The following is a 25,865-nucleotide window of genomic DNA, read 5'->3' as shown; positions in this document are numbered from 1 at the left end:
GTAGCGTCGGTGCCATGGACGATCACGCAGTAGTGGATGTGGGCGACGTACGGCTGGCCTACCGGACCTGGGGTGACCCGGACGGTGCGCCGGTCGTCCTGCTGCACGGACTCGCCGGGTCCTCGGCGACCTGGGAGGAGACCGGGCAGGCGCTCGGGGCGGAGTGGCGGGTGTACGCGGTCGACCTGCGCGGGCACGGCGAGAGCGACTGGCCGGAGGAGTACTCCTTCGAGCTGATGCGGGACGACGTGCTCGGTTTCCTCGACGAGCTCGACCTCGATCGGGTCGGCCTCGTCGGCCACTCCATGGGCGGGGTCGTGGCCTATCTGCTCGCCCAGGACTACCCGGACCGAGTGGAACGCCTCGTCCTTGAGGAGACTCCGCCGCCCTATCCCCGCGAACCGGAACCTTCCGTACGCCCCGAAGGGCCGCTCGACTACGACTGGCCGGTGGTCCCCGCCATCAGGAGCCAGGTCTTCGACCCGAACCCGGAGTGGGCGGACCGGCTCGGCGAGATCGTCGCCCCGACCCTGATCGTGGCGGGCGGTCCCGACAGCTCCCTGCCACAGGCCCGGATCCCCGACATGGCCACGGAGATCCCGGACTGCCGACTGATCACCATCCCGGTCGGCCACCGGGTGCACGTGCTGCAGCCGGGTCGTTTCGTGCGGACGGTCAGCGAGTTCTTCACCAGCTGACGAGCGGTGGCGGTTGCGGGACACGGCGCTTTGGATCTTCAGCCACCCGCCGTGGACACGAAACGAGCCACCCGCCCTGGACACGAAACCAGCTACCCACCCTGGACACGAAACCGCCCCGGCCGGAAGATCCGGCCGGGGCGGCGCGTCACGGACCGGGTCCGCGAACAGTGCGTCAGGCGAGGGTCGCCAGCGCCTCGTTCCAGGTCGTCGACGGGCGCATGACCGCCGCGGCCTTGGCCGGGTCGGGCTGGTAGTAGCCGCCGATCTCGGCCGGGGAGCCCTGGACCGCGATCAGCTCGTCGACGATCGTCTGCTCCTGCGCGGCGAGCGTCTCGGCGAGCGGGGCGAACGCCTTGGCGAGGTCCGCGTCGTCGGTCTGCTGCGCCAGCTCCTGCGCCCAGTACAGGGACAGGAAGAAGTGGCTGCCGCGGTTGTCGATGCCGCCGACGCGACGGGTCGGCGACTTGTCCTCGTTGAGGAAGGTCGCCGTCGCGCGGTCGAGGGTGTCGGCGAGGACCTGGGCGCGCGCGTTGCCCGTGGTCGTCGCGAGGTGCTCGAAGCTGGACGCCAGCGCGAGGAACTCGCCGAGGCTGTCCCAGCGCAGGTAGTTCTCCTTGACCAGCTGCTGCACGTGCTTCGGGGCGGAGCCGCCGGCGCCCGTCTCGAAGAGGCCGCCGCCCGCCATCAGCGGGACGATCGACAGCATCTTGGCGCTGGTGCCCAGCTCCAGGATCGGGAACAGGTCGGTCAGGTAGTCACGCAGCACGTTGCCGGTGACGGAGATCGTGTTCTCGCCGCGGCGGATGCGCTCCACGGAGAGCTTGGTCGCCTCGATCGGGGACAGGATGCGGATGTCCAGGCCCTCGGTGTCGTGCTCCGGGAGGTACTGCTTGACCTTCTCGATGAGCACGGCGTCGTGCGCGCGGTCCTCGTCGAGCCAGAACACGGCCGGGTCGCCGGTCGCGCGGGCGCGGGTGACGGCAAGCTTCACCCAGTCCTTGATCGGGGCGTCCTTGGTCTGGCAGGCGCGGAAGATGTCGCCGGCGGAGACGACCTGCTCCAGGACGACATTGCCGGCCTCGTCCACGAGGCGGACCGTGCCGGTGGTCGGGATCTCGAAGGTCTTGTCGTGGCTGCCGTACTCCTCGGCCTTCTGCGCCATCAGACCGACGTTCGGGACCGAGCCCATCGTCGCCGGGTCGAAGGCGCCGTTGGCGCGGCAGTCGTCGATGGCGACCTGGTAGACACCGGAGTAGCTGCTGTCCGGCAGGACGGCGAGGGTGTCGGCCTCCTGGCCGTCCGGGCCCCACATGTGGCCGGAGGTGCGGATCATCGCCGGCATGGAGGCGTCGACGATGACGTCGGACGGGACGTGCAGGTTGGTGATGCCCTTGTCGGAGTCGACCATGGCCAGCTCCGGGCCCTCGGCCAGCCCGGCGTCGAAGGACGCCTTGATCTTGGCGCCCTCGGGCAGCGCCTCCAGGCCCTTGAAGATGCCGCCGAGACCGTCGTTCGGGGTCAGACCGGCGCCGGCGAGCACCTCGCCGTACTTCGCGAACGTCTTCGGGAAGAAGGCGCGCACGACGTGGCCGAAGATGATCGGGTCGGAGACCTTCATCATCGTGGCCTTCAGGTGCACCGAGAACAGCACGCCCTCGGCCTTGGCGCGGGCGATCTGCGCCGTGAGGAACTCGCGCAGCGGCGCGACGTGCATGACGGACGCGTCGACGACCTCGCCCGCGAGGACGGGTACGGACTCGCGCAGCACGGTGGTGGAACCGTCGTCGCCGGTCAGCTCGATACGGAGCGAGCCCGGCGCGGAGATCACCGCGGACTTCTCGGTGGAGCGGAAGTCGTCGACGCCCATGGTGGCGACGTTCGTCTTCGACTCGGACGACCACTTGCCCATGCGGTGCGGGTGCGTCTTGGCGTAGTTCTTGACCGACGCGGGGGCACGGCGGTCGGAGTTGCCCTCGCGCAGCACCGGGTTCACGGCGGAGCCCTTGACCTTGTCGTAACGGGCGCGGATGTCGCGCTCCTCGTCCGACTTCGGGTCGTCCGGGTAGTCCGGAAGCGCGTAGCCCTGCGCCTGCAGCTCGGCGATCGCGGCCTTCAGCTGCGGGATGGACGCCGAGATGTTCGGCAGCTTGATGATGTTCGCCTCGGGCGTCTTCGCCAGCTCACCGAGCTCGTGAAGGGCGTCCGCGATGCGCTGGCCCTCCTGAAGGAACTCGGGGAAGAGGGCGATGATGCGCCCGGCCAGCGAGATGTCACGGGTCTCCACAGTGACACCCGCCTGCGAGGCGTACGCCTGGACCACCGGCAGGAACGAATACGTCGCCAGGGCCGGGGCCTCGTCAGTGTGCGTGTAAATGATGGTCGAGTCAGTCACCGGGTGCTCCGCTCCACGTCTGCAACATTGCTCGACATCAAGATATCTCGTGGGAGACCCCCTCTCGACAGGACCCTGCGTTCACCGGCCACGGCTAGGGTGCGCGCATGATCTTTGGACGCAAGGGGAGGGAGCGGTTTCTCACCGCCGTGGAGGGCTTCGAGACCGCTGTCCGGGACCGGGACGAGAACCGCTCGCAGCAGGGGCTGCGGAAGATACACCGGGCCTTCGGGGACGCCGAGGACCGGGAGATCGCGGAGGGCGGGGCTCGGCTGGCCACTCTGCTGGCGGATCTGCCGCCCGGTCCGAGGGGTCTTGTCGCCGTGATCGTGGGCGCGTGTGTGGAGCGGGGCGCCGATCCGCGGCGCTGCGCTCCCGCCGTGTTCACGGGGCTCGCGCAGGCCCTGGAGGCCACCGGCGAGTTCTGCGAGCGGTGGGAGGCGACCGGGGGCGGGGACTTCCCGGCCCCTGACGCCGGTGATCCCGACCCGGGAACCGTCGAGCGGGTGGGGCACCGGGCCGCCACGGGCTGGTGGACGCTGCCCCAGTGGGAAATGGCGTCCGTGGCCATGCTCAGCCACCGCGAGGTGCGTACGGGGCTCGACGGCGCCGAGCGTGCGGAGCTGCTCCGCGCCCTGGGGACCGTCGAGAAGGGCGCGGGGCACGACTTCAAGTGCCTGGCCTATGCCCTGCTCGCCCTGGACGACGAGCCCCTGATCGTCCTGCACCGGGCCTCCGGCACCGGGTACGCACTGCGGATGACGGGACTCGGCGACAACTTCCAGCTGCACACGCTGCTCGCCGACGTACTGATCGGCGGCGGCCACCTGCCCGGACAGGCGCCCTCCGCGCAGGAGGCGGCCGTGTGCCGCGACGCGCCGGGCCAGGTGCCGACCACCGGGTCGTTCAATCTGGTGACCGCCGACGGAACCTGGGTGTGGAACGAGGGGACACCCTCGGACATCCCGGTCGTGGACGGGTCCAGGCTGCTGGTCCTGGACCCGTCGCCGTACGAGCGGGGCTGGCCCGCCGGGCGATTCTTCCCCGGGATGGCCGGAGACCTCGTACTGGAGCGGGTGCTCGCAGCGGATGAGACGGCGCGATGGTTCGCCGGGGTCAGCCCCGCGAGGACGTTCGGGAAGCAGTAGGGGGCTGCTCCACCGGTGCGCTGTCCTCCCGCTGATGCGGAATGGCGGCCCCGGGCAGAGCGGCGCCCGGCGCGGCATCCTCGAGAAGCGCCGCGCCCCCGGGCTGCAACGCCACCGTCCGCGCAGGTGCCGGAATCCGGATGCCCTCCTCCCGGTAGCGCTTGTGCAGGCGCTTGATGAACTCGTGCTTGATCCGGTACTGGTCGCTGAACTCGCCCACGCCGAGGATGACGGTGAAGCCGATGCGGGAGTCGCCGAAGGTGTGGAAGCGGACGGCGGGCTCGTGGTCCGGGACGGCGCCGGTGATCCCGGTCATCACCTCGGCGACGACCTCGTTGGTCACGCGCTCGACGTGCTCCAGGTCGCTGTCGTAGCCGACGCCGACCTGGACGGTGAGCGTCATCTGCTGCTCGGGCCGGGTGAAGTTGGTCATGTTGGTGCCCGAGAGCTGGGCGTTGGGGATGATGACCAGGTTGTTGGAGAGCTGTCGGACCGTGGTGTTGCGCCAGTTGATGTCGACGACATAGCCCTCCTCGCCGCTGCTGAGGCGGATGTAGTCGCCGGGCTGGATCGTCTTCGACGCGAGGATGTGCACGCCTGCGAAGAGGTTGGCGAGGGTGTCCTGGAGGGCCAGCGCGACGGCCAGACCGCCCACGCCCAACGCCGTGAGCAGCGGGGCTATCGAAATGCCCAGCGTCTGCAGCATGACGAGGAAGCCCATCGCCAGCACCACGACCCGGGTGATGTTGACGAAGATGGTGGCCGAACCGGCGACGCCCGAGCGCGACTGGGCCACGCTGCGGACCAGACCGGTGACGACCCGGGCCGCGGTGAGCGTCGCGACCAGGATGAGGAGCACGGTCAGGGTCCGGTTGACGTTGCGCCCGACCGCCGCGGTCAGCGGAAGCGCCGCGCCCGCGGCGGCGACACCTCCGGCAACCGCCCCCCAGGGCACCAGAGTGCGCAGCGCGTCGACGATGACGTCGTCACCGCTCCACCGGGTCCTGGTGGCGTGCTTGCCGAGCCAGCGCAGCAGCGCGCGCAGCAGCACGCCCGCCAGGAGACCGGCGACCACCGCGATCCCGGCGACGATGAAGTCGTGCAGGGTGAGGGCGCGGTTCATCGCGTGCCTCCCGCGATCCCGGGAAGAGAACCCGCCGCGGTCCGACGGAGGGAACCCGCCGCGGTCCGACGCAGAGAACCTGCCGCGGTCCGGCGGAGGGAACCTGCCGCGGTCCGGCGGAGGGAACCTGCCGTGGTCCGGCGGAGAGAGCCCGGCGTGGACTGCGCCGCCGGGCGCCGGATGTGATGTGTCGTCACCATGCCACCTGCTCGAATCTGAGATGTGCGATCACGCCGGGAACACAAGTTCGCTGTCCGCCGCGAGCGTTCATCCTGCCGCATGCGGCCGCCCGCCCCACCGGCAGGCCCCGGGCCGAGCCGAGGCCTGCTCGGCAGGCCCGAACCCTCAGGCGAGCTCCGCCTGTTCCCGGCCCGCCTCCCGCACGGCCGCCGCCGGTGTGGCGTACGCGCGTCGGGCCGCGTACCACCAGACGCTCGCGAGGAACAGCACCGCGATCAGTGCCACGGACGCGTAGTTCATCGAGTCGACGGTGACCGGCGACGACTGCGGCAGACAGAACAGCACGGTCACGAAGGCCACCCACACCACGGCCACCCAGCCGATGGGCCTGCTCCAGCGGCCGAGGTTCCAGGGTCCGGGTTCGAAGCGGTCGCCGGCGCGCAGCCGCAGGTAGACGGGGATGGCGTAGGCGGGCGTGATGCCGATGACGTTGATGGCCGTGACGGCGCCGTACGCCGTCGTCGAGTACAGGGACGGCAGAGCCAGGACGCCCGCGGCCGTGACCGACAGCCAGACCGCGGCGACCGGGGTCCGGGTACGGCCGCTGACCTTGCGCCAGAGCGCCGAACCCGGCAGCGCGTTGTCCCGGCTGAACGCGAACACCATGCGGCTGGCCGCGGCCACCTCCGCGTTGCCGCAGAACAGCTGCGCCACGATCACCACCAGCAGCAGCGCGGTGGCGCCGTTCGTGCCGAGCGCGTCGAGGAAGATCTGCGCGGGTGGCACCGCGGTCGCGCTCGCCCGGGTGCCCGCGTAGTCCTGGATGGCGAAGGTGAGCCCCACGAGGAGCGCGAAGCCCGCGAGCCAGGAGACCCAGATGGAGCGGACGATGCCGCGGGCCGCGGAGACGGAGGCGCCGGAGGTCTCTTCGGAGAGGTGGGCCGAGGCGTCGTACCCGGAGAAGGTGTACTGGGCGAGGAGGAGGCCGACCGCGGCCGCGTAGAGCGGGTTGGACCAGCCGGTCTCATTGACGAACTTGGTGAAGACGAAGGAGGGGGACTGGTGGTGGTCGGGGACGACGGCGAGGACGCCGACGATCAGCGCCACGCCCGCCAGGTGCCACCAGACACTCACCGAGTTGAGCACGCTGACGAGGCGGACGCCGAAGAGATTCAGTACGGCGTGCAGGAGGAGGATCGCGACGAAGATGAGCATCGTCGAACCGGGCGTGGGGTCGAAACCCCACCGCAGGTTCAGGAACGCCCCGGTGAACAGGGCCGCGCCGTAGTCGATTCCGGCGATCGCGCCCAGCAGGCCCAGCAGATTGAGCCAGCCCGTGTACCAGCCCCAGCGACGGCCGCCGAGCCGGTCGGCCATGTAGTAGAGCGCGCCGGAGGTCGGGTACGCGCTGGTCACCTCGGCCAGCGCCAGCCCCACGCACAGCACGAACAGACCGACGCCCGCCCAGCCCCACAGCATCACGGCGGGCCCGCCCGCGCCCATCCCGAAGCCGTACAGCGTCATGCAGCCGGAGAGGATGGAGATCACGGAGAAGCTGATGGCGAAGTTGCCGAAGCCGCCCATGCGGCGGGCGAGTTCGGGACGGTAGCCGAGCTCGCGCAACCGCTGTTCCTCGTCCGGCACGCGTGCACCTCCGGGGCAGAAGGGAGAACGTCGGTTCGGTCAATCGTGTCCAACTCCCTTGTGGATCAAACGAGTTCACGGTCAGGGCGTGGTACTGCCCTTGACGATCGGCGGCGCTCTGGAGCAGGGTGGCGCCCAGTGATCACAGGGAGGGTCATGACCGGTTCGGTGCTCGCGATCGATCAGGGGACGTCCGGGACGAAGGCCCTGGTGATCTGTCCCGAGCGCGGTGTGATCGGCTCCGGGACCGCTCCCGTACGACCGCGCCATCTGCCCGGCGGACTTGTCGAGGTCGATCCGCTCGAGTTGTACGAGTCGGTCGTGGGCGCCGGGCGTCGCGCGCTGGCGGAGGCGGCCGAGCCCGTCGCGGCCGTGGGGCTCGCCAACCAGGGGGAGACCGTCCTCGCCTGGGACCCGGCGACGGGCGAGCCGCTGACCGACGCGCTCGTGTGGCAGGACCGGCGGGCCCAGAGCGTCTGTGCCGAACTCGCCCCGCATGCCGAGGAGTTGCGGCACCTCACCGGGCTGCCCCTCGACCCCTATTTCGCCGCGCCCAAGATGGCCTGGATACGCCGCCACCGCACCCGGGACGGCGTCGTCACCACCTCCGACGCCTGGCTCGTGCACCGGCTCACCGGCGCGTACGTCACCGACGCCGCCACGGCGGGACGAACCCAACTGCTCGACCTGGAACGGGTGGAGTGGTCGCCGGCCGCGCTGGACGTCTTCGGGCTGACCGGCGAACGGCTGCCGGACGTCGCGGACGCGGACACCCACATCGGCGCGACCACCGTATTCGGGCCGGGCATCCCCCTCACCGGTCTGCTGGTCGACCAACAGGCAGCACTTCTCGCCCAGCGTGTGACCGAGCCGGGAACCGCCAAGTGCACCTACGGCACCGGGGCGTTCCTGCTCGCCCAGACCGGAGCCACACCCCGGCGCGGAACCTCAGGGCTGGTGAGCTGTGTCGCCTGGCGGCTGGCCGGGCGGACCAGCTACTGCCTCGACGGGCAGGTGTACACGGCCGCGTCCGCCGTCCGCTGGCTCACCGACCTCGGCGTCATCTCCGGCGCGGCGGACCTCGACCCGGTCGGCGGCGCGGTCCCCGACAGCGGCGGCGTCACGTTCGTCCCCGCCCTCGCCGGGCTCGCCGCCCCCTGGTGGCGTGGCGATCTGCGCGGCTCGCTCACCGGGCTCGGCCTCGACACCACGCCCGGACACCTGGTGCGCGCCCTGTGCGAGGGCATCGCCGCCCAGGTCGTCGAACTCGCCGACGCGGCCGCCGCCGACCTCGGCGCACCGCTCACCGCCCTCCGCGTCGACGGCGGCCTGACCCGCTCCGCACTCCTCATGCAGACCCAGGCCGATCTGCTCCAACTCCCCGTGGAGGTATCGGCGTTGCCCGACGCCACGGCCCTGGGCGTCGGAGCCGTCGCCCGGCTCGGCCTCGACTCCACGCTGACCGTTGACGAGGCTCTGCCGAACGGAAAACCCTCCGCCGTGTACGAGCCACACATCAGCGAGGACGAGGCCGCCGAGCGTCTCACCACCTTCCGCTCGGCCGTCGCCGCCCTGCTCGACCGGGCACCCGCATGACGGTCACCGTCCACGGTGTGCTGCCGGAGACGCCGTACGACGTCGTGATCGTCGGCGCGGGCGTCGTCGGCTGCGCCATCGCCCGCGAACTGGCCCGCCACCGTCGGCTGCGCATCGCCCTCGTCGAGGCACAGGACGACGTGGGACAGGGCACGTCGAAGGCCAACACGGCCATCCTGCACACGGGTTTCGACGCCGTCCCCGGCTCACTCGAGGCCCGGCTCGTACGGGAGGGCGCGCGCCAACTCGCCGCGTACGCGGCCGAGTCCGGGATTCCGGTCGAACCCGTCGGCGCGCTGCTCGTCGCCTGGGACCGTGAACAGCTCGCCGTACTACCGGAGTTGGCGGCCAAGGCGGAGAAGAACGAGTACCGACAGGCCCGGATCCTCGGCCCGGAAGATCTGTACGCCCGCGAGCCGCACCTCGGGCCCGGCGCGCTCGGCGCACTCCACATCCCCGGCGAGAGCATCATCTGCCCCTGGACCACGACTCTCGCCTACGCGACGCAGGCGGTACGCGGCGGCGTCGACCTGCACCTCAACTGCCGGGCGGAGAGCGCCGATCGCGAGACCCTGCGAACCGGGCGGGGACACCTGCACACCCGTTGGCTCGTGAACGCCGCCGGTCTGCACGCCGACGAACTCGACCGGCGGCTCGGCCACCGCGACTTCACCGTCACCCCGCGCCGCGGCCAGCTCCTCGTCTTCGACAAGTTCGCCCGCGAGCTGGTCCGGCACATCCTGCTGCCCGTCCCGACGGCGCTCGGCAAGGGCGTCCTGGTGGCGCCGACGGTGTACGGGAACGTACTGCTCGGGCCCACGGCCGAGGAGCTGCACGACAAGACGGCCACCGGATCGTCCGAGGAAGGCATCGCCCTGCTGCGGGACAAGGGGCGCCGCATCCTGCCGGAACTGCTCGACGAGGAGGTCACCGCCGTCTACGCCGGACTGCGCGCCGCCACCGAGCACGAGGACTACCGGATCCACGCCCATCCCGACCAGGCGTACGTGACCGTCGGCGGCATCCGCTCCACCGGCCTGACCGCGTCCATGGCCCTCGCCACGTACGTCGCCGGACTCCTCGCCGAATGCGGCCTCGACCTCGGCGACCCCGACGACCTCGAACCCGTCCGCATGCCCAACCTCGGCGAGGCCTTCCCGCGTCCCTACCAGCGCCCCGAACTCATCGCCGCCGACCCCGAGTACGGCACCCTCGTCTGCCACTGCGAGCGCGTCACGCGCGGCGAGATCCGTGACGCCCTCGCCGGTACGGTCCCGCCGCACAGCCTCGACGGACTGCGCCGCCGGACCCGGGCGCGGGGCGGTCGGTGCCAGGGCTTCTACTGCGGCGCGGCGGTACGCGAGCTCTTCGAGGGGCGGCCATGAGACACGTGGACGTGCTGGTCGTCGGCGCGGGGCCCGCCGGCCTCGCGCTCGCGGCACGGCTGGCCGCCTGGGGAGTGGGCCGGGTAGAGGTGCTGGAGCGCGAGTCGGATGCCGGAGGAGTGCCTCGGCACTGCCGCCGCCGGGCGTTCGACGGACCGGACTTCGCGAGGCGCCAGGTCGAAGCCGCGATCCGGGCCGGAGCCACCGTCCACACCGGCGTCACCGCGCTCGACTGGGCCGGTCCGTTCGCCGGGGAGGCTGTGCGTGCCGCCGGTCCGTCCGCCGGGGACACCGTGAGCGCCGCCGGTCCGCTCGCCCTGGACACCGTCGGCCCGGACGGCCCGGAGACGATCACCGCTTCCGCCGTTGTCCTTGCCACGGGCGCGCGCGAAAGGCCGCGCAGCGCACGGCTGGTGGCGGGAACGAGACCCGCCGGAGTGTTCACCACGGGAGAGCTGCAGCAGGCCGTCCATCTGTACGGGCAGTACATCGGCAGTCGCGCGGTCGTCGTCGGCGCGGAGGCCGTGAGTTACGCCGCCGTGGACACGCTGCTGGGTGCCGGAGTCGACGTCGCCGCGATGGTGACCGACCTGCCGCGTCACCAGGGAGCCCTGCTGGAAGCGGTCAACTCCCGTCTTGGCAAAGGGATTCCACTCCTTACGGACGCCACGGTCACCGAGCTGCGGGGACGCGGACGCCTGAGCGGAGTCGCCCTGCGCCACAGCGGCGGCCGGACCACAACCCTTGTCTGCGACACCGTCGTCTTCACCGGTGACTTCGTGCCGGACCACGAACTGGCCCGGCGTGGAGGCCTCGACCTCGACACGGGCACGCGCGGACCCGCGGTCGACGGCGCTTTCCGCACCTCACGCGTGGGCGTGTTCGCCGTGGGCAACGTCCTGCACGCCGTGGAGAGTGCCGCCTCCGTGGCCCGCGAGGGCGCACGCGCCGCCCGGCACGTAGGGGATCATCTGGCGGGCCTGGCCTGGTCCCCGACCGTTCCGCTCCTCGTCGGTCCGCCCCTGCGCTGGGTCGCCCCGAACCGTCTCGCGCCCCCGCAGTCGTACGACGGCTTCGTGCTGCGCACCAGGGAGTTCCTGGCCCGACCGGTCCTGACCGTCACCCAGGGCGACCGGGTCCTGCACCGACAGCGCCTCCTCGGCACGGCGAGACCGAATCGCCCCGTGCACCTCACGGGACGCTGGGCCGGCGGCGTCGATCCCGCCGGGGGACCCGTCCGCGTCACAGCTCAGTGAGCTCGCCGATCTCACTGAACGAGCCGTGCCGACCGGCTCCCGAGGCGAAGCGGGCGGCGCCTTCCAGGCTCTCGCCCAACACGCCCATGCCGTACCGGAGTTCGCCGCGCATGGCCGCGGTCTCGACGAGGCCCTCCTGGTCGAGGACGGAGGCGCGGTCGCTGCGCAGGCATGCCTGCGGGAAGTCGGCGATGGCGGCGGCGAGTTTCTCGGCCTCCGCACGGGCCCGGCCGGTCGGGACGACGCGGTTGGCGAGGCCCATCTCGTACGCCTCGGAGGCGGTTACCGGCCGACCGGTGAGGATCATGTCCATCGCGCGGCTCGTACCGATGAGGCGGGGGAGGCGTACCGTGCCGCCGTCGATGAGCGGTACGCCCCAGCGGCGGCAGAAGACCCCGAAGACGGCGTCCTCCTCCGCGACCCGCAGATCGCACCAGAGCGCCAGCTCCAGACCTCCGGCCACGGCGTGCCCCGCGACCGCCGCGACGACCGGCTTGGACAGGCGCAGCCGCGTCGGGCCCATCGGGCCGTCGCCCTCCTCGGCGACTTGGTTGCCGCGTTCGGTGCCGATGGCCTTGAGGTCGGCACCCGCGCAGAACGTGCCGCCCTCTCCCCAGAGCACCGCCACTCGCGCCGACTCGTCGGCGTCGAACTCCTTGAAGGCGTCGGCGAGTTCGGCTGCGGTCGGACCGTCCACCGCGTTGCGGGCCTCGGGGCGGGAGAGGACGACTGTGGTGACGTATCCCTGACGTTCGATCCGGACCGGCATCGCGGTGTCCCCTTCTCCCGAGTGGCGTTCGCCCTTTCCTGAGCGACGTACGCCGAGGTTACTCCGGGGCATCGCAGCTTCCGCCGTCCGCGGCACGACCAGAAGTCCCGCGCGGCTGTCGCGACGCGGGACTACTGGAGAAGGCTCCCAACTGTCTTTGCCGATGTATTCGCCGTGAAGCTCAAGCGTCAGCGGCCACCACCGCCGTGGCCCCCGCCACCACCGTTGCCGTGGCCACCGTTGCCGTGGCCACCATTGCCGTGGTCACCGTTGCCGTGGCCACCGTTGTCGCCGCGTCCGTTGTCGCCGTGGTCACCGCGTCCGTTGTCGTGTCCGTTGTCGCCGTGGTCACCGCGTCCGTTGTCGTTGTTGTCACCGCAGTTGTTGTCGTGACCGCGCCAGTCGTTACTGCCCCAGTAGCTGTCGTTGCAGAAGTCGGACGAGTGCGAGTCCGAGTGCGAGCTGCTGGTGGCGCTGGCGATGCCGGCTCCGCCGAAGGCCAGAGCCAGAGCGGCGAACAGGGTCGCGAACAGCCGGAAAACCCTTGATGTCGTTACCCGCATGATGCTTTCCCTTTCCGGGTGCGAAGACGGGTCCGAGCCCTGCCTGGCCGCGACGGTGTCAGTGCACTGAGGCACCGTTACGTTCGCGAAGGGCCCGGTATATCGACCTTGAGGTTGACGGGAGTTGCCGTCGTCGACTTCACGCGCTGAACGCGCACCATCGGGCCCACCTGGGCTGCTGAAGCAGCAGACCCCGCGGGCGGGGGTTCCGTCCGTCGGACAGTCGGCGACCGGGTGGTCGTCGATCGGGATGCCGAGATCTGTCGTCTCTCACCAGGCAAAAGGCGGATGCTTCTTTCGATCTGTATCCAACCTAGGCATACAGGTATATGAAAGTCAAACCGGACGAATCGGTGCCCAGTCGCACGAGAAGTCGGCGATGGAGCCCTGCGCAACTCTCTTTGACCATTGAGTAATTGGCGGCCTCGTCACCCGGTGACGTCAGCGCACCGGCAGCTGCGCGGTGTGCTCGCTGCATACGGCGTCCAGGGCCTGGGGGTTCAGGCCGAGCAGCCGCAGGATCGTCGGGGCGATCTGGGTGGTCCGCACCGGGCCGCAGACGCGTACGCCGTGCAGGGTGGCGGCGCCGGCGACGACCAGCGGGACGTCGAGGTCGTCGGCGTGCGAGCCGCCGTGCTCGGCGATCTTGCCCTTGCCGCCGGTGTAGACCACGCCGTACTGGGCGATGCCGAACAGGTCGGTCAGGCCCTGGCCGGCGTCGATGGAGTCTCACGCGAGTATCAGATCACCTTCAGGCGGACCAGCGCCCCCAGCGTCAGCGCTCCGGGAAGCAGCGGCAGCCACACAGTGATGATCCGGTACGCCAGCACCACCGCCGTCGCCACGGCCACCGGGCCGCCCGCCGCGACCAGCGCGACGACCAGCGCGGCCTCCACCGAACCGATCCCGCCGGGCGTCGGCACCAGCGCGACCGCGGCCGTCGCCGCCAGATACGCGACCGCCATGTGCGCGGGCGGCACCGGGAACCCCAACGCCCGCCCCACCGCGGCCAGTCCGGCCGCCTGGAGCAGGGGGAAGGCGAGCGATCCGCCCCACAGGGCGAGCGCGCGGGCCGGACGGGAGTGCACGGAGCGTGCCTCGCCGAGCGCGGTGCTCAGGAAGGAGCGGACGGCCGTACGCAGCCGCCGTACGAGAAGGAGAACCGTCACCGCCGCGCACAGCACCACAACCGCACCGAGCAGCAGGGGGCCGACTGCCCCGTCCGGAAGGAGACTTCCGATCCGCAGTGCCCCCGGGAACGCGATCAGCAGGCACACAAGCAGAATCACGCGGGCGATCGACTCCGCGAGCATGTACAGCGCGAGCGCGGCCGAGGAACGGGCCAGCGGTACACCGCACACCGTCATGAACCGCAGATTGACCGCACTCGCGCCCAGCCCCGTCGGCAGCAGATGATTCGCCGCGCCCGCCGCGAACTGGGTGGCGAGCAGACGGCGAGCGGGCAGCCGCTCCATGATCGCGCCCTGGCGCGTGAAGGCCGCCGCGACCCAGGTCAGGCAGGTCGCGACGGCCGCCGCCGCGAGCCAGGGCCACTCGGCCGTCTCCAGATGACCGAAGCCCTCCACGAGCACGGACCGGTGGCGCACCCCGACCACCAGGACGAGGGCGAGCGGGAGCAGGCACAGGACCGGCCGGACGGCAGGCCGCAGGGGGAAGCGTCTGGGGAGTCCTTCGGGAAGTTCCTTGGGGAGTTCCTTGGGGAGACCTTTGGAGAGTTTTGGGGGAAGTCGTACCGCTGTCACATTGGGAGAGGGTTTCCACACCGCACCAACGTGGGGTTGCGGGCGCGGAGACGGCGGCTGACACGCCGGGCAAGGTGAGGGAGCTATCTGCGAACGATTGACCTCAACATTGCTTGAGGTCCTACTGTCTCTCTCATGAGCATGGAGACCACAGCCTGGACACAGCTGCACAGCGTCATGAACGCGCAGCAGGAGCGCCGGCCCTTCGCCCGCGCGACGCTCCGCCGCATAGCCGCCTTCGCCCGCCCGCACCGCCGCCGCATCGGACAGTTCGTGGTGCTCAGCGTGGTGACCGCGCTGCTCGCCGTCGCGACACCGGTGCTCGCGGGGCGCGTCGTGGACGCGATCGTGTCCCACGGCGACGAGGGCACTGTCGTACGCCTTGCCGTGCTCATCGCCGTCATCGCCCTCGCCGAGGCCGCGTTCGGGATCCTCGGCCGCTGGCTTTCGGCGACGCTCGGCGAGGGACTCATCCTCGATCTGCGGACGGCTGTGTTCGATCATGTGCAGCGCATGCCGGTCGCGTTCTTCACACGTACTCGTACGGGCGCGCTCGTCAGTCGTCTCAACAACGACGTCATCGGCGCCCAACGCGCCTTCAGCAACACCCTGTCCGGGGTCGTCAGCAACGTGGTGACGCTGCTGCTCACCCTCGCCGTGATGCTCACCCTGTCCTGGCAGATCACGCTGCTGGCGCTGGTGCTGCTGCCGGTGTTCGTGATCCCCGCGCGGCGGATGGGCAGCCGGATGGCCAGGCTCCAGCGGGAGGCGGCCAACCTCAACGCCTCGATGGGCACCCGGATGACCGAGCGCTTCTCGGCACCCGGCGCCACACTCATCAAGCTGTTCGGGCGGCCCGAGGACGAGTCCGCCGAGTTCGCGGCGCGCGCCCGGCGGGTGCGGGACATCGGGGTCCGTACGGCGATGGCGCAGTCGGCGTTCATCACGGCCCTGACGCTCGTCTCCGCCCTGGCGCTCGCGCTCGTGTACGGGCTGGGCGGCTGGTTCGCGCTGCGCGGCAGCCTGGAACCGGGTGCCGTCGTGTCGCTGGCGCTGCTGCTGACCCGCCTCTACGCGCCGCTCACGTCGCTCGCGGGGGCGCGCGTCGAGGTCATGAGCGCCCTGGTGAGCTTCGAGCGCGTCTTCGAGGTGCTCGACCTGAAGCCGCTCATCGAGGAGAAGCCGGACGCACGGAACGTGCCGGAGGGCCCGGCTGCCGTGGAGTTCGAGGACGTCCGCTTCGCCTACCCGTCCGCCGACAAGGTCTCCCTGGCCTCGCTGGAGGAGGTCGCGGCCCTGGACACCCGCGGCGGCACCGAGGTCCTGCGGGGCATCTCCTTCCGCGCCGAATCCGGCCAGACCGTCGCACTCGTCGGCTCCTCCGGCGCGGGCAAGTCGACCATCGCGCAACTGCTGCCGCGGCTGTACGACACCGACGAGGGTGTCGTCCGCATCGGCGGCGTCGATGTCCGTGACCTGAGCGCCGAGTCGATGCGCGAGACCCTCGGCATGGTCACCCAGGACGGGCACCTCTTCCACGACTCGGTACGGGCGAACCTGCTGCTGGCCCGTCCGTCCGCGACCGAGGACGAACTGTGGGACGTGCTGGGCCGCGCCCGCCTCGAAGACCTCGTACGCTCCCTGCCCGACGGCCTCGACACCGTCGTCGGCGAGCGCGGCTACCGGCTTTCCGGCGGCGAGCGCCAGCGCATGACCATCGCCCGGCTGCTCCTCGCCCGCCAGCGCGTCGTCATCCTCGACGAGGCCACGGCTCACCTCGACAACACGTCGGAGGCGGCCGTCCAGGAAGCGCTCACCGAGGCGCTGGACGGCCGGACCGCCGTGGTCATCGCGCACCGGCTCTCCACCGTGCGGACCGCCGACGTGATCCTCGTCGTGGAGGCCGGGCGGATCGTGGAACGGGGCACGCACGAGGAGCTGCTGGCGGCGGAGGGGCGGTACGCGGAGCTGTACCGGACGCAGTTCAAGACCGCTCGGGAGGGCGTGCCGGAGATCGCGGCGGCGGGGGAAGCGGTGGCGTAGGCACGGGTATCCGCGATGTGACCCTGTGACCGTCTGTGGCCACCTGAAGTGACGGAATGGGGTTTCGGGCGCGCTCGGCGAAAGAGGTCTTTCGCTACGCCTTCAGGCAGGATGCCGGGAACCGTTCCCTGGGCGACGGATTCGGCTGGACCATCCTGTTCGTCGGCGACAACAGCCAGGTATCCCGGGACTTCCTCGCAAGCCACGGAGTAGACCTCAGCATCGTCACCGCGCACCGGGTCCGCTTCGTGTTCTTCTCCGGGATGTCGCAGGACGAAGCGGTCCACATCGGGCGAGGGCTCAACGACGGCAGATACTCGGTGCGGTCGATGGGCCCACCGTTGTCCACCGGTACGGCTTGCGGGACACAGTGGGACTTTCGACTGTGCCCCGCAAGCCGACAACCGACACGTCCTACTGGGACTGTCGCATGATCCAGTCGCGGATGCCGGGAATCGTGTAGGCGGTGGCCCAAGTGCCCTTGTGCGCACTGCCGCCGGTGGAGCCGTCCGGCAGAGTCGTGCCGGTCAGGTAGGACACGTAGTTGACCGGGGCCTTCTGCTTCTCCAGGTTCCGGACGTCCGCGGCGAACTGGGCGGGGGTGGACTGGCCGTCCCACACAGCGGTACCGACGGTGGTGCCCTGCGCCTCGATGACCTCGGTGATGGCGTTCTCGCCCGGGTATGCCTTCGTGTCGTCCTGGGACACGAGGATCCACAGCTTCTTGTCCGCCAGGGGCGCGGCCTGTTCGGCGGGCCACTGGCCGGCGACGATGAACGCGGCGGCGAACAGGTCGGGGTACTTGATGTTCAGGCCCAGCGACATCATCGCCCCCATCGACTGCCCCGTGGTGTAACGCCGCTTGGCGTCGATGCTGTACTTCTTCGTGACGGCACGGACGAGGTTGGCGGTGGCGTCGAACAGCGTCGAGGGCTCGTAGTCGTCGTCGACGACGACCGATCCGTACTCCGGGGCCAGGACGAAGCACTCGTGCCTGGCCTGGTCCTCGGGGCCGGCCCAGCACACCGCACCCAAGCCCTGGACCAAAGGCCCTTGCGTCGCCACATTGACGACGCCGGCATCGTGCATGAACAGCACGAGCGGGTAGCGCCTGCGCGGGTTGTAGTCCTTCGGGACGAACAGGTTGTAGTTCAGCGTCTGGCCGGTCGCGGGGTCGTTGAACGTGAACTGCTGGAAGTCGTCGACGATCAGGTTGACCACGGCGTCGGTGGTCAGGATGTCGGTGCTTCCCGGATAGACGGCGCCCCGGACCGGGGTGACGGCGCCCTTCTGGACCAGCGTGGCCTTCGCCTCGACGATGGTTCCTCCGGGAGTACTGTCGCCCACCTTGGGACCGCCCGTCCCCCCGCCGGCCCCGGCCGAAGAACTGGCCGAAGAACTGGCAGAAGGACTGGCAGAAGCGCTCGCTCCACTGCTGGGGCTGCTCGATGCGCTCGGAGTGGCGCTCGCTCCGCTGCCGCCGCCCTGTCCCGTGACCCACAGGGCCGCTCCGGTGTCGTCGGGGGAGAGCTCGACGATGACGAAGCGGCCGTCCTTCCCGTGCTCCGCGAGCTCTGCAGTCCTGTTCGCGTAGACCTTCGTCACGGTCCGTCCGGTGACGTCGAACGTCGACGTCGACAGCGTCGCGTTGGCGATGTCACGGTCGTACTCGACCGCCACCGCTACGAGCTTCTGGCCGTCGCCGAAAACCTGCGTGATCGCAGTGACGCCCCGGACATGTTCGCCGGAGCCCGTCCCTGCCGGTTCGGCCGCCTCGCTGAGACTCGCGCCGCCGACCACGGCTATGGCGCCGACCGTCACGGATCCGGCCATGAACTTACGCCTGTTCACCAATGCAGACTCCTTAGTGGTCACGAGCGGTCCTCGCTCGTCACGCAGTTGGGGTGAGCCGGGCCGGTCGGACCGCCCCGGTATCAACAGCTGAGAAATAGCTGTGAACGTTCATGCCATGCCGAATCGGGGAACGGCGGCACGCAGCCCATTCCGATATCTCGAGGAATTGTTGCAGAACCTCCGGACGAAGTAGAAGGGTGCGGCGGAGCCGGAGCAATCGCGCTTCAGTAGAAAATGACGACCTTTATGTCGCTCAATGTCCGGAATTCTTGCCAGGACCTCGGTTGGCGGCGAGCTCCGGCCGGCGACGGTGCTCCGTCCTCCGTAAGCGCATCCGGGTCCTTGTCGCACACGGGGCGGAGGCCGACCGCGCGACGACGGCTGATCGGGGTTGTGACCTGCGACGCAGCACCCCCGAGGCGCTAGTTTCACCGGCGCCCGCTCCTGGAGGCCGGTACGGCATCGAACCCGGCCCGAAGTCCTCGCAAGGCCGCCGCGTGAATCGCACAGGTAACACAGAAATTTCCCCTCTGTGTACGTCCCTTCCGGTTGTGCATTCTTAGATCACGCGTCACGTGCGTTGACGCTCATGATGACTGGTGCAACCATCACGGCGCGTCGACGCAAAAACTTTCTCCCTTTTCTGGTCCACCAGCCGGCCAAGATTTCAGTGGGCACGGCCTCGATTCACGAGGACCGGTAATTGACCCAAGGACGGTTCATGTCCGCTGGGATGCGCTATCGACCGGATTCATTAACTGTATTTTCCCTATGTGAAGGAGACAGCCGTGACGCCGATGAATGAGGATCAGAGCATGCGACAGAGCGACCCGATGCACCGGCGGTCGTTCCTCAGCGGTTCCGTCGCCGCGGCAGTGACGGCCGCGGCGATGACGGGCGGCGCGGGCGTGGCGCGGGCGTCGGACGCCTCGGCCGCCACGGGCAAGTCGGCCGAAGCCGGGCTGAAGGTGGGGGCAGGCCGGGCCGCCATCGGCATACCGACCTCGCTGCTGCCGCTCGACAAATTCACCACCGTCCACGACGACCTGTACGTGCGGGTGCTCCTGCTGGAGAACGGCGCACGCCGCGTCGCCCTGGCCGTGCTGGACCTGACATCGATCAGCGCGGAGGCGATCGCGCAGATGCGGACGGTCATCTCCAAGGCGGCCGGTGTGGCGACCGCCGACATCGTGGTAACCGTGACGCACACGTTCTCCGCCCCGCACGTGCAGGCGTCCACGAGCAGCGCCGGCGCCGCTCAGTACGTGCAGCAGATCACGGCGGCGACCTCGACTGCGGTCGCCGCGGCGGTCAAGGCACTGCAGCCCGCCCGGGTCGGCTACGGGACCGGCACGTGCGACGTGAACGTCAACCGGGACGTGCTGACGGCCGACGGCTGGTGGCTCGGCACCGGCGAGGCGGGTAGCTCCGACAAGCATGTGGGCGTCACCCGCTTCGACGACCTGAGCGGCAACCCGATCGCCGTCCTCATGAACTACAACGTCCAGTCCTCGGTCATGATGGAGTCGGTCATGGCCAACGGCGACCTGCCCATCACCGCCGACCTGGCCGGCGCCGCCGTACAGCACGTCGAGAAGCAGTACGACGGGGACGTCGTCGGATTCTTCCTCGTCGGCTCGTGCGGCGACCAGGCCCCGGCCTTCCGGTCGAAGCGGTACACCATCGACAAGAACAAGAAGTGGTCGCAGGTCGACGCCCAGGACGCGGGCTGGCTCCTGCTGACGGTGCAGGGCGAGCGCCTGGGCACCGAGGTCGTCCGGGTCAGCGAGACCATCAAGGCGTCCGGGGGCGGCGCGGGATCGACGCTGCGCCTGCTCACGGACTCCGTCACCGTCAAGACGATGGCGAGCGGCCACCCGACCGGCCCGACCAAGTCGTACGACTTCACGCCCACCGGTACGGCCGACGTGCCGATCTGGATCCTCCAGGTGGGGGACGGCGCGTTCGTCGGGGTCGAGCCGGAACTGTCCACCGACACCGCGTTGAGTATCAAGAGGCACTCGCCCTTCCCGCACACCGCGGTGATGTCGATGCTGGAGGGCGGTGCCAAGAACCTGGCCGAATCCCAGAGTTATGCCCGGATCACCTACGAGGCGATGGACTCCTCGTATGCCCAGGGCGCCGCCGAGACCGTCGCGGCCAAGATCGGAGACATGCTTCACTCCCTGCGCGGCTGAGGCCGCGCCGGGCTTGCGCGGACGGCCACGCCGAGGCGCCGACCAGGCCGTCCGCGGCATTCCGAGTGCCACGCCCGACGACGACCTGCACATTCGCCGAGAACGGGCAGTTACGCGAGGACGCACGGACTTGGCGGTCGCGAACCGGGATCCATGTGCTGTCCACGGTCCACAATCGCTTGACGGCATGGGTCGGCGTGCGGACCGACTCAAGTGCCGGCAGCGGGCCAAGGCGCTGGATCACCCGGCACATTTGCGTGGGCGAGACACCGGCGAGCGGAGCGAGCTGCCGCATCGTGAGGTTCGTGCGGCAGCAGGTCGTCGACGGCAGCCGCCAGGGACGACCGCGCAGAGGTGGTGTTGGTCGAGCCGCGCGCGCAGGGCGTTGTCGCCGCTGTTGGAAGTCTTGATGGTCTGGTTGACCCACGGACGGCCTCGGTGCCCAAGCGGCGACGGTCGCGCCGCTTCATCGCGCAGGCCGCGTGGCTTGCGCGATGAAGGACCACCTGAATCCGGTGATACGTACAGTTCTCGGCCGGTTGAAGACCGCCGAGCACGTCGGCGTGAACGGCCAGGGAGCGAAGCAAGCTTTCCTCGCCACGCCACACCGAGGTCCGTCCCGCCCATGGGGCCGTCACATGGACTGCTGCATGATCCAGTCTCGGATGCCCGGGATGGTGTAGGCGTGGTGCCAGGTGGCCATGTGGGCGCTGCCGCCGCCGGAGCTGGAGGTGACCACCGTGCCGGCCTGGAACGGCGTGTAGTTCACCGGAGCCTTCTGCGCGACCACCCGGCGGACGTCGGTGGCGAACTGCGCCGTGGTGGACTGGGCGTCCACCACGGCGGTGGCGACCTTGGTGCCCTTGGACTTGATGACCTTGGTGATGGCGTTCTCACCGGGGTAGGCCTTGTTGTCGTCCTGGGAGACGACGATCCACAGCTTCTTGTCGGCCAGCGGCGCGACCTGGTCGGAGGGCCACTGGCCGGCGACGATGAACGCGGCGGCGAACAGGTCGGGGTACTTGATGTTCAGGCCCAGCGACATCATGGCGCCCATCGACTGGCCGGTGGTGTAGCGCCGCTTGGTGTCGATGCTGTACTTCTTCGTGACGGCGCGGACGAGGTTGGCCGTGGCGTCGAAGAGGGTCGACGGCTTGTAGTCGTCGTCGATCACCACGGAACCGTATTCGGGTGCCAGGACGAAGGTCTCGTGCTTGGCCTGGTCCTCCGGGCTCGCCCAGCACACCGCGCCGAGGCCCTGCACCAGGGCACCCTGTGTGGCCACGTTGACGACGCTGGCGTCGTGCATGAACAGCACCAGCGGGTAGCTCTTGCTGGAGTCGTAGTTCTTCGGGATGAACAGGTTGTACTTCAGGGTCTGACCGGTCGCGGAGTCCTTGTAGATGAACTGCTCGAAGTCGTCGACGATCAGGTTTTTCACCGCGCTGGTGGTCAGCGTGGTGCTGCTCGGCGGGTAGCCGGTGCCGGAGGTGGTGGTGACGGTGCCCTTCTGGGTCAGCGTCGCCTTCGCGGCCTTGATGGTTCCGCCCGGTGTGCTGTCGCCGACCCCGGGCCCTCCCGCCCCCGGCGCGCCGCTGGAGCCACCCGAGCTACTGGCGGAGGCCGAGGGCGAAGGTGAGCTGGAGGACGAAGGCGCTGCCGAACCCGACGGTGAGCCGGAGCCCTGCTGCGTCACCCACAGCGCCGCCGCCGTGTCGTCGGGAGACAGCTCGACGATGACGTAGCGGCCGTTCCTGCCGGAATCCGCGAGGGCAGCCGCCTGGTTCGCATAGACCTGCGTGACGGTGCGCCCGGTGACCTTGAACGTCGACTTGGACAGCTTCGCGTTGTCGATGGCACTGTCGTACTCGACCGCTACCGCGATCAGCTTCTGCCCGTCGCCGTAAACCTGCGTGATCGCGGTGACGCCCCGGACGTGGCCGGTCGCCGAGTCTTTACCGGCGCTGGATGCCGAGCTCTGGGATGAGCAGCCGGCCAAGGCCAGGGCCCCCGCCCCGGCGGCTCCGGCGACGAACATGCGCCTGTCGATCAAGAAGACTCCTTCGTAGGTGACGGTTCACCGTCACGGTCGGGGGATGCCGTTCGTTGTGCTCAAGGGCCGCAGTGCGCGGGGAAGTGCGCTTCGCTGAGCACCCTGGCAGCCAGAGGCTCCGGACCCTGGGTCCGGGCTCACGAGCCGACACCGAGCTTCGTTGGTTGCGACTTTAGGGTCGCAACTTTGCAGAGAGCTGTGGGTCATCTGCCGTGAACCTACTCAACTGACAGTGAACTCCCAGGTGATCACAGCATTGGCTCCCGGATGCGGGGTGGGCGATCGCAAAGCCTCGTTGCGTTAGCTTCGGCGCGCGCCTCAAGCGCTCATGCCCCAGGTCTCGAGGGAGATGCGATGCCCAGCTTGGACGATAGCTCTAGACAGTTCAGCGATATATTGTTAACTGGGAGGTCGGTGAACCGTCCATGGAGTGGAGATGTTCCGAGACATGCATGCCGTCAGCCCGCTTCTCGACCCCCAAGTCCTGAGCGTCCTCGACCGGCTCCACGCCGAGCGACAGCGTCCCCCCGCGGCCGGCAGGCGGGGAGCCAACGGCTCCCGCGACCCGCACGCCTTTGCCGACTTCGGCTTTTCGATCGGCGCTGACCAGGGGGATCTCATCTACCTGCTGTGCCGGGCCGTCGGAGCGCGACGGGTCGTCGATTTCGCCAGCTCCATCGGCGTGTCGACGATCTACTTCGCCGCTGCTGTACGTGACAACGGTGGTGGGCAGGTGATCGGCTCGGAAATTGTTGCGAAGAAGGCGGACACCGCGCGGCGTAACCTGACGGAGGCCGGTCTGGCCGACTTCGTCGACCTTCGCGTGGGTGACGCCCGCCAGACCCTCAAGGACCTCGACGGTCCGGTCGACTTCGCCCTCATCGACGGATGGCGGGGCGAAGCGAGGCCCACCCTGGCCCGTGAGGTGATGGAGATCGTCGCCCCTCAGCTGCGTGCCGGGGCCCTGGTGATGAACGACAACGGCGAGCCGGACTACCTCGACTTCGTGCGGGACCCGGCGAACGGCTTCAGGTCGCTCTCGCTTCCCCTGAAGGGCGCCACCGAACTCTCCGTGAAAATCGGCACGAACGCGGGCTGAGTGCGTGTCACGAGGGAACATCTCTGGCCGTCGGCTCCCCACGTCTGCCCGGTGGGGCATGAACCGTAGGACGGTGTGCCAAGCGAAGCTGGTCCGCCTGTGGTGGTCCCCGTCTCGCCCGGGCAGAGCACGGCTCTGGAGACGTGGTGACGAAGACCGACCGCCGGCCCGGCCGCACCTCGGTGTGAACGAGCACGTGCAGCAGACAACCGATCGGAGACTGGCTTCCGAAGACGAGGTCGTCGAGATCTGCCGGGACCTCATCCGCATCGACACCTCCCACCACGGCGCGGATCCGGGGCCGGAGGTGCGGAGGGGCGGCATACGTCGTCGATCGGCTGCCGGAGGTGGGCCTGGAGTCGCAGACCTGCGAGGGCGCCCCGGGCCACTGGTCAGCTTCGGTACAGCTACACCGGACGACTCCCTGGTTACGGAGCGCGGCGATGTAAGGTGACAGAGGCCTTTGACCTGCAACAAGCGGGCAGGGAGCCGACTTTTGGGAGCACTGAATGCTGCGCACCATGTTCAAGTCCAAGATCCACCGTGCCACGGTCACCCAGGCCGACCTGCACTACGTCGGATCCGTCACCATCGACGCCGACCTGCTCGACGCCGCCGATCTGCTGCCCGGCGAGCTCGTCCACATCGTCGACATCACCAACGGCGCCCGCCTGGAGACGTACGTCATCGAGGGCGAGCGTGGCTCCGGAGTCATCGGTATCAACGGGGCGGCGGCCCATCTCGTCCATCCCGGAGATCTGGTGATCATCATCAGTTACGCTCAGGTCTCCGACGCCGAGGCGCGGGCGCTGCGGCCGCGGGTCGTGCACGTGGACCGCGACAACCGGATCGTGGCCCTGGGGGCCGATCCGTCCGAGCCGGTGCCGGGCACGGACCAGGAACGCAGCCCTCAGGCCGTCGTCGCCTGAACCTCATCCGAGGCGTCCGGCGAACCTGAGGAACCCGAGGCCCCAAGGAGAGTGTCCATGAGCGACTTCGAGATCCGCGACGACCGGGCGGGCGGCCGCCTGGAGGCGTTCAGCGGGGAGGAAGTGGTCGGCCACATCGAGTACTTCGTCCTCGAAGCCCCCGCGCGCGCCCTCGTGCCCGTGCACACCATCGTGGAACCCGAGCACGAGGGCCAGGGCATCGCGGGCTCCTTGGCGCGCGAGCTGTACGGCATCGCCGCGCGCGAGGGCATCGTCGTCGCGCCGCTGTGCCCGTACGTCGTGAAGTGGGCGGCACGCCACCCGGAGGAGGCCCCGGCGGCCGACCCGGAGCTGCTGTCAGCGGCGGTGGAGTGGCTCAAGGCGCATCCGGGGCGCTTCTGATGAGTGCGGATCTTCTGATGACGGGACCCGGTCCACTCGCGCTGTTGCACACCTCGCCGGTGCACGTCCCCGTCTTCGACGCACTGCGCGACGAGGCCCATCAAGGGCTGGAACTGCGGCACTTGGTGGCCGAGGAGCTGCTCGCCCGGGCCAGGAGCGAGGGTTGCGAGGCGGTGGCCGACGCGGTGCGGGCCGTGCTCGACCGGGCCGTCGCGGAGGGCGCGCGGGCTGTGCTCTGCACCTGCTCGACCATCGCCGGCGTCGCCGAGCGGGCGGGCGTCGGGGTGCCCGTGCTCCGCGTGGACCGGCCGATGGCCGCCGCCGCGGTGGCCGCGGGGCCGCGCGTGGTCGTCCTCGCGGCGCTGGAGAGCACCCTGGAGCCGACGGTCGACCTCGTCGAGGAGGAGGCCCGGCGCGCCGGGTGCCCCGTCGACGTCCGTACCGTGCTGGTCGACGGCGCGTGGGCCCTCTTCGAGGCGGGCGACCCGGACGGGTACGTCCGCGCGGTGGCGGCAGCCGCCGGCTCGGTCACCGACGCCGACGCGATCGTCCTCGCCCAGGCATCGATGGCCCCGGCCCAGCACCTGACCAGGACCTCCGTCCCCGTGCTGTCGAGCCCTCGCCCGGGGCTCGCCGCCGCGGCGGACGCGGCGCGCGAGGGGTAGGTCCGTCGGTCCCGGCTCGGGGTGCCCGGCGGCACACGCCGAGTAGGTCCACCTGGTCCCCATCCCTCGCGCGACGGGGTGAGTGCGTGCGCGGGGGCCGGG

Annotated in this window: 20 protein-coding genes and 1 pseudogene; 11 read left to right on the top strand and 10 right to left on the bottom strand. The window is 69.9% G+C overall.

Translation table 11 applies throughout. From position 1 onward, the window contains the following. Positions 1-14: 14 nt before the first annotated feature. Positions 15-698 carry an alpha/beta fold hydrolase gene (locus ACZ4WS_RS01405; protein WP_467976113.1) on the top strand — a complete coding sequence of 228 codons (684 nt, stop codon included), beginning with the start codon at positions 15-17 and terminating at the stop codon, positions 696-698. 175 nt (positions 699-873) lie between these two features. Here the strand turns inward: ACZ4WS_RS01405 and ACZ4WS_RS01400 are convergent, their stop codons facing one another. After that, on the bottom strand, positions 874-3,093 hold the full coding sequence (locus ACZ4WS_RS01400) for an NADP-dependent isocitrate dehydrogenase (RefSeq protein WP_467976112.1): 2,220 nt from the start codon (positions 3,091-3,093) through the stop codon (positions 874-876). A 107-nt stretch (positions 3,094-3,200) separates the two neighbouring features. Here ACZ4WS_RS01400 and ACZ4WS_RS01395 point away from each other — a divergent pair, with 107 nt between their 5' ends. Continuing rightward, a complete protein-coding gene (locus ACZ4WS_RS01395; RefSeq protein ID WP_467976110.1) occupies positions 3,201-4,241 on the top strand; it encodes a hypothetical protein in 1,041 nt (346 codons plus the stop codon). Here ACZ4WS_RS01395 and ACZ4WS_RS01390 read toward each other — a convergent pair. Beyond that, on the bottom strand, positions 4,210-5,364 hold the full coding sequence (locus tag ACZ4WS_RS01390) for a mechanosensitive ion channel family protein (protein ID WP_467976109.1): 1,155 nt from the start codon (positions 5,362-5,364) through the stop codon (positions 4,210-4,212). The genes ACZ4WS_RS01395 and ACZ4WS_RS01390 overlap by 32 nt on opposite strands. A gap of 345 nt (positions 5,365-5,709) precedes the next feature. Continuing rightward, a complete protein-coding gene (locus ACZ4WS_RS01385; RefSeq protein ID WP_467976107.1) occupies positions 5,710-7,188 on the bottom strand; it encodes an amino acid permease in 1,479 nt (492 codons plus the stop codon). A gap of 156 nt (positions 7,189-7,344) precedes the next feature. On the opposite strand from ACZ4WS_RS01385, the gene ACZ4WS_RS01380 reads away from it, so the two are divergent. From ACZ4WS_RS01380 to ACZ4WS_RS01370, 3 genes are read left to right on the top strand one after another with little or no spacing between them, the layout of a single operon-like run. Then, positions 7,345-8,784 carry an FGGY family carbohydrate kinase gene (locus ACZ4WS_RS01380; protein WP_467976105.1) on the top strand — a complete coding sequence of 480 codons (1,440 nt, stop codon included), beginning with the start codon at positions 7,345-7,347 and terminating at the stop codon, positions 8,782-8,784. Continuing rightward, positions 8,781-10,169 (top strand): FAD-dependent oxidoreductase, encoded by a 1,389-nt coding sequence (locus ACZ4WS_RS01375; protein ID WP_467976104.1) that lies wholly within the window; start codon positions 8,781-8,783, stop codon positions 10,167-10,169. The genes ACZ4WS_RS01380 and ACZ4WS_RS01375 overlap by 4 nt, the downstream gene beginning before the upstream one ends. Further along, positions 10,166-11,425 carry an NAD(P)/FAD-dependent oxidoreductase gene (locus tag ACZ4WS_RS01370; RefSeq protein ID WP_467976102.1) on the top strand — a complete coding sequence of 420 codons (1,260 nt, stop codon included), beginning with the start codon at positions 10,166-10,168 and terminating at the stop codon, positions 11,423-11,425. The genes ACZ4WS_RS01375 and ACZ4WS_RS01370 overlap by 4 nt, the downstream gene beginning before the upstream one ends. On the opposite strand, the gene ACZ4WS_RS01365 is transcribed toward ACZ4WS_RS01370, so the two are convergent. The 4 genes from ACZ4WS_RS01365 to ACZ4WS_RS01350 form a co-directional block, all read right to left on the bottom strand. Continuing rightward, entirely contained in the window at positions 11,412-12,194 is a 783-nt protein-coding gene (locus ACZ4WS_RS01365) for a crotonase/enoyl-CoA hydratase family protein (RefSeq protein WP_467976101.1), read from the bottom strand. The genes ACZ4WS_RS01370 and ACZ4WS_RS01365 overlap by 14 nt on opposite strands. 188 nt (positions 12,195-12,382) lie before the next feature. Beyond that, a complete protein-coding gene (locus ACZ4WS_RS01360) occupies positions 12,383-12,757 on the bottom strand; it encodes a hypothetical protein (RefSeq protein ID WP_467976099.1) in 375 nt (124 codons plus the stop codon). A 441-nt stretch (positions 12,758-13,198) separates the two neighbouring features. Next, positions 13,199-13,429 (bottom strand): hypothetical protein, encoded by a 231-nt coding sequence (locus ACZ4WS_RS01355; protein WP_467976097.1) that lies wholly within the window; start codon positions 13,427-13,429, stop codon positions 13,199-13,201. 68 nt (positions 13,430-13,497) lie between these two features. Then, a complete protein-coding gene (locus ACZ4WS_RS01350) occupies positions 13,498-14,427 on the bottom strand; it encodes a lysylphosphatidylglycerol synthase transmembrane domain-containing protein (protein WP_467977123.1) in 930 nt (309 codons plus the stop codon). Positions 14,428-14,661: 234 nt separating this feature from the next. On the opposite strand from ACZ4WS_RS01350, the gene ACZ4WS_RS01345 reads away from it, so the two are divergent. Then, the gene (locus tag ACZ4WS_RS01345; RefSeq protein WP_467977121.1) at positions 14,662-16,563 is read left to right on the top strand and encodes an ABC transporter ATP-binding protein; all 1,902 of its coding nucleotides are present in this window, start codon (positions 14,662-14,664) and stop codon (positions 16,561-16,563) included. A 414-nt stretch (positions 16,564-16,977) separates the two neighbouring features. Here the strand turns inward: ACZ4WS_RS01345 and ACZ4WS_RS01340 are convergent, their stop codons facing one another. Continuing rightward, complete coding sequence (locus ACZ4WS_RS01340) at positions 16,978-18,414, bottom strand: alpha/beta hydrolase-fold protein (protein WP_467976095.1); 1,437 nt, start codon at positions 18,412-18,414, stop codon at positions 16,978-16,980. An 818-nt stretch (positions 18,415-19,232) separates the two neighbouring features. Here ACZ4WS_RS01340 and ACZ4WS_RS01335 point away from each other — a divergent pair. After that, positions 19,233-20,615: a hypothetical protein gene (locus tag ACZ4WS_RS01335; RefSeq protein WP_467976094.1), complete on the top strand. Its 1,383-nt coding sequence runs from the start codon at positions 19,233-19,235 to the stop codon at positions 20,613-20,615. A 22-nt stretch (positions 20,616-20,637) separates the two neighbouring features. On the opposite strand, the pseudogene ACZ4WS_RS01330 reads toward ACZ4WS_RS01335, so the two are convergent. Continuing rightward, positions 20,638-20,970: pseudogene (locus ACZ4WS_RS01330) on the bottom strand (helix-turn-helix domain-containing protein); the annotation flags it as partial. Between the two features lie 279 nt (positions 20,971-21,249). After that, positions 21,250-22,668: an alpha/beta hydrolase-fold protein gene (locus tag ACZ4WS_RS01325; RefSeq protein WP_467976092.1), complete on the bottom strand. Its 1,419-nt coding sequence runs from the start codon at positions 22,666-22,668 to the stop codon at positions 21,250-21,252. Between the two features lie 436 nt (positions 22,669-23,104). Between ACZ4WS_RS01325 and ACZ4WS_RS01320 the strand changes: the two genes are divergently transcribed. The 4 genes from ACZ4WS_RS01320 to ACZ4WS_RS01305 all read left to right on the top strand — a co-directional run bounded on the left by ACZ4WS_RS01320 (position 23,105) and on the right by ACZ4WS_RS01305 (position 25,763). Continuing rightward, a complete protein-coding gene (locus tag ACZ4WS_RS01320) occupies positions 23,105-23,767 on the top strand; it encodes an O-methyltransferase (RefSeq protein WP_467976091.1) in 663 nt (220 codons plus the stop codon). Between the two features lie 509 nt (positions 23,768-24,276). Next, positions 24,277-24,696, top strand: a complete 420-nt coding sequence (gene panD, locus ACZ4WS_RS01315) for an aspartate 1-decarboxylase (RefSeq protein WP_467976089.1) — start codon at positions 24,277-24,279, stop codon at positions 24,694-24,696. Between the two features lie 51 nt (positions 24,697-24,747). Beyond that, entirely contained in the window at positions 24,748-25,098 is a 351-nt protein-coding gene (locus tag ACZ4WS_RS01310) for a GNAT family N-acetyltransferase (protein WP_467976088.1), read from the top strand. After that, positions 25,098-25,763 (top strand): aspartate/glutamate racemase family protein, encoded by a 666-nt coding sequence (locus tag ACZ4WS_RS01305; RefSeq protein ID WP_467976086.1) that lies wholly within the window; start codon positions 25,098-25,100, stop codon positions 25,761-25,763. Before ACZ4WS_RS01310 ends, ACZ4WS_RS01305 begins: the two co-directional genes overlap by 1 nt. Positions 25,764-25,865: the final 102 nt, after the last annotated feature.

The sequence above is a fragment of the Streptomyces sp. NPDC029292 genome, from assembly GCF_055569295.1.
This window is presented reverse-complemented; position numbering and strand designations above follow the sequence as displayed.

Excerpts from the sequence above, each read along its gene's own strand:
- ACZ4WS_RS01335 (WP_467976094.1), top strand. The coding sequence starts at position 19,233 with ATGCGACAGAGCGACCCGATGCACCGGCGGTCGTTCCTCAGCGGTTCC.
- panD (WP_467976089.1), top strand. The coding sequence starts at position 24,277 with ATGCTGCGCACCATGTTCAAGTCCAAGATCCACCGTGCCACGGTCACC.
- ACZ4WS_RS01320 (WP_467976091.1), top strand. The coding sequence starts at position 23,105 with ATGTTCCGAGACATGCATGCCGTCAGCCCGCTTCTCGACCCCCAAGTC.
- ACZ4WS_RS01380 (WP_467976105.1), top strand. The coding sequence starts at position 7,345 with ATGACCGGTTCGGTGCTCGCGATCGATCAGGGGACGTCCGGGACGAAG.
- ACZ4WS_RS01395 (WP_467976110.1), top strand. The coding sequence starts at position 3,201 with ATGATCTTTGGACGCAAGGGGAGGGAGCGGTTTCTCACCGCCGTGGAG.
- ACZ4WS_RS01405 (WP_467976113.1), top strand. The coding sequence starts at position 15 with ATGGACGATCACGCAGTAGTGGATGTGGGCGACGTACGGCTGGCCTAC.
- ACZ4WS_RS01390 (WP_467976109.1), bottom strand. The coding sequence starts at position 5,364 with ATGAACCGCGCCCTCACCCTGCACGACTTCATCGTCGCCGGGATCGCG.
- ACZ4WS_RS01345 (WP_467977121.1), top strand. The coding sequence starts at position 14,662 with ATGGAGACCACAGCCTGGACACAGCTGCACAGCGTCATGAACGCGCAG.
- ACZ4WS_RS01305 (WP_467976086.1), top strand. The coding sequence starts at position 25,098 with ATGAGTGCGGATCTTCTGATGACGGGACCCGGTCCACTCGCGCTGTTG.
- ACZ4WS_RS01360 (WP_467976099.1), bottom strand. The coding sequence starts at position 12,757 with ATGCGGGTAACGACATCAAGGGTTTTCCGGCTGTTCGCGACCCTGTTC.
- ACZ4WS_RS01375 (WP_467976104.1), top strand. The coding sequence starts at position 8,781 with ATGACGGTCACCGTCCACGGTGTGCTGCCGGAGACGCCGTACGACGTC.
- ACZ4WS_RS01365 (WP_467976101.1), bottom strand. The coding sequence starts at position 12,194 with ATGCCGGTCCGGATCGAACGTCAGGGATACGTCACCACAGTCGTCCTC.
- ACZ4WS_RS01370 (WP_467976102.1), top strand. The coding sequence starts at position 10,166 with ATGAGACACGTGGACGTGCTGGTCGTCGGCGCGGGGCCCGCCGGCCTC.